Source organism: Blastomonas sp. (assembly GCF_041747255.1).
In the GTDB taxonomy this organism is placed as follows: Bacteria; Pseudomonadota; Alphaproteobacteria; order Sphingomonadales; family Sphingomonadaceae; genus Blastomonas.
Window position 1 is genome coordinate 1 of record NZ_JBGTFM010000509.1, and the last position, 1,939, is coordinate 1,939.

The following is a 1,939-nucleotide window of genomic DNA, read 5'->3' on the forward strand; positions in this document are numbered from 1 at the left end:
AGCACCGCCTCTGCGCCCGCAGCCGCGATGATCGCGGTCAGGGCGCTGGTATCGCTGCTCACCCGAGTGGCCATCAGCCCGTCTTCGCGGGGGCGTCAAGGCTGGGATAGCGGCCAAGAAACAGCAGCAGGCCGCCGCCGATGACATATCCGAACATCGAGAGGTACAGGATCGGATCATAGCTGCCGGTGTTGTCGCGCACCGCAGCGTAGATGATCGGCGAAACGGCCGAGAAGATCCCGAACGGCATGTAGAGCATCCCGTAAATCTTGCCGTAATGCGCCATGCCGAAATAGCGTCCGGCGAGATACGCGATCAGGTCGCTTTCCGCGCCCGCCGCAAAGCCGAGCAGGAATCCGGCCAATGCGGCGAGCATGAAGGTCGGGCTGTCGCCGAGCAGGATATAGCTCGACAGCGCGGGCAGGCACAGCAGCGGAAAGGCGACATAGCCCGCCCAGAACCGGTCGAGCAACGCGCCGGTGATGATCCGCCCGGTCAGGATGCCCATGCCCAATATGCCCATCACCGATGCGGCGCTTTGCGCGGGCATGCCGCGATCAGCCAGGATCGCGGGCATGTTGATGAACGCGCCGCCAAAGGTCACCGCAATGAACATGATCGATGCCCAGATCAGCCAGAAGCGATAGTCGCGCACGGCCTGTTTCAGGGTCACGCCGGTGAGCGCGCCGGTCGAGCTCTTGATGCCCTGCGGCTGTTCGTCGGGGCGCGGTTCGCGAAACAGCCAGAAGCAGATCGGCAACGCCACCAGCAGCGGCAACAGTGCAACGATGGCATACATTGCACGCCAGCCTTGGGTTTCAATCGCCCAGACCGCAATTTTCGGCACAACGATGGCGGCAAGGCTGGTGCCAAGCAGCAGAATGCCCAGCGCCAGTCCGCGCTGCTTGTAGAACCACATGTTGGTGGCCCGGCTCCAGGTAACCGGGGTCGATCCGATGCCGACCAGCCCGACCAGTAGCCACATCAGGTAATAGGCCCACAGCACTGGCGGGGTCAGCGACAGCGCGCCGAAGGTCAGCCCGAAGCCGAGCAGCGACCACAAGGCGGTCTTGCGCACGCCATAGGTATCGGCCAGCCAGCCGAACACCGGGGCGAGCAGCGCCGCCACCACGCCGAAAATCGTGATCGGCAGCAGTATCTGGGTCCGGCTCCAGCCGAACTCCTGCGACAAGGGTTCGATCGTAAAGCCGATGACGTTGAACGGGATCGGCGATGCGCCGCACGCGACCCCGATGACGCCTGCCAGCAGCACCTTCCAGCCGCGCGAAAACTCGCCGCGCTGGTCGGCGGGCTGAACACCTGGCGGGACTATCGCATCATTGGCCAAATCGCTGATCCATCTTGCGTGAAGCCAGCATGGCTATCATGGATTTGCTCCCGTGGTCAGGCGTTTTGATGATCCCGCTGACGTCCGCGCAGGCCAAAACCTGCGCGGCGCGAGCGGACCTGATCACCGCCCTGAACAATACTGCCAGGCATTCAGAAGTTGAAGCGGGCACGCACGTTCCACATCATCGGCTGATTGAGATAGCTGTAGTTCGACAGCGACGACTGGATGAACGCCTCATTCAGGCAGTTGGTGCATTCCAGCGCCAGCTGCCAGCGGTTTTCGGGGCCGTTGAGTGCAAGCCCGGCGTTGACCAGCCACGCCGCCTCGCTCTGTGATCCGGTCACGAAATTGCCGTCGCCAAACGGGTTGGCCGGGGTTGTGCGACCCCCGCGCGTGACCGGCGCATCAAAGATCGACAGGTTGGCAATCGCTACTTCCTGGCTCGAGCGGTAGCTGGCGTTAATCGAGGGCACAAGCGTCAGTCCGCTGCTGCCGAGCGGCGCACGATAGCTGCCGCCAAGGGCAAGCGACCAGTCGGGCGTGCGCACCGGCGTCGCCAGCGTGCCGTTGGCGGTGACGATGCCCGCC

1 protein-coding gene and 1 pseudogene are annotated in these 1,939 nt (G+C 63.8%); both read right to left on the reverse strand.

Annotation, left to right across the window (positions count from 1 at the left end; translation table 11 throughout):
* Positions 1-73: 73 nt before the first annotated feature.
* The gene (locus ACEW8G_RS16765; protein ID WP_373489532.1) at positions 74-1,348 is read right to left on the reverse strand and encodes an MFS transporter; all 1,275 of its coding nucleotides are present in this window, start codon (positions 1,346-1,348) and stop codon (positions 74-76) included.
* Positions 1,349-1,500: 152 nt separating this feature from the next.
* Positions 1,501-1,939, reverse strand: a pseudogene (locus tag ACEW8G_RS16770) (TonB-dependent receptor); the annotation flags it as partial.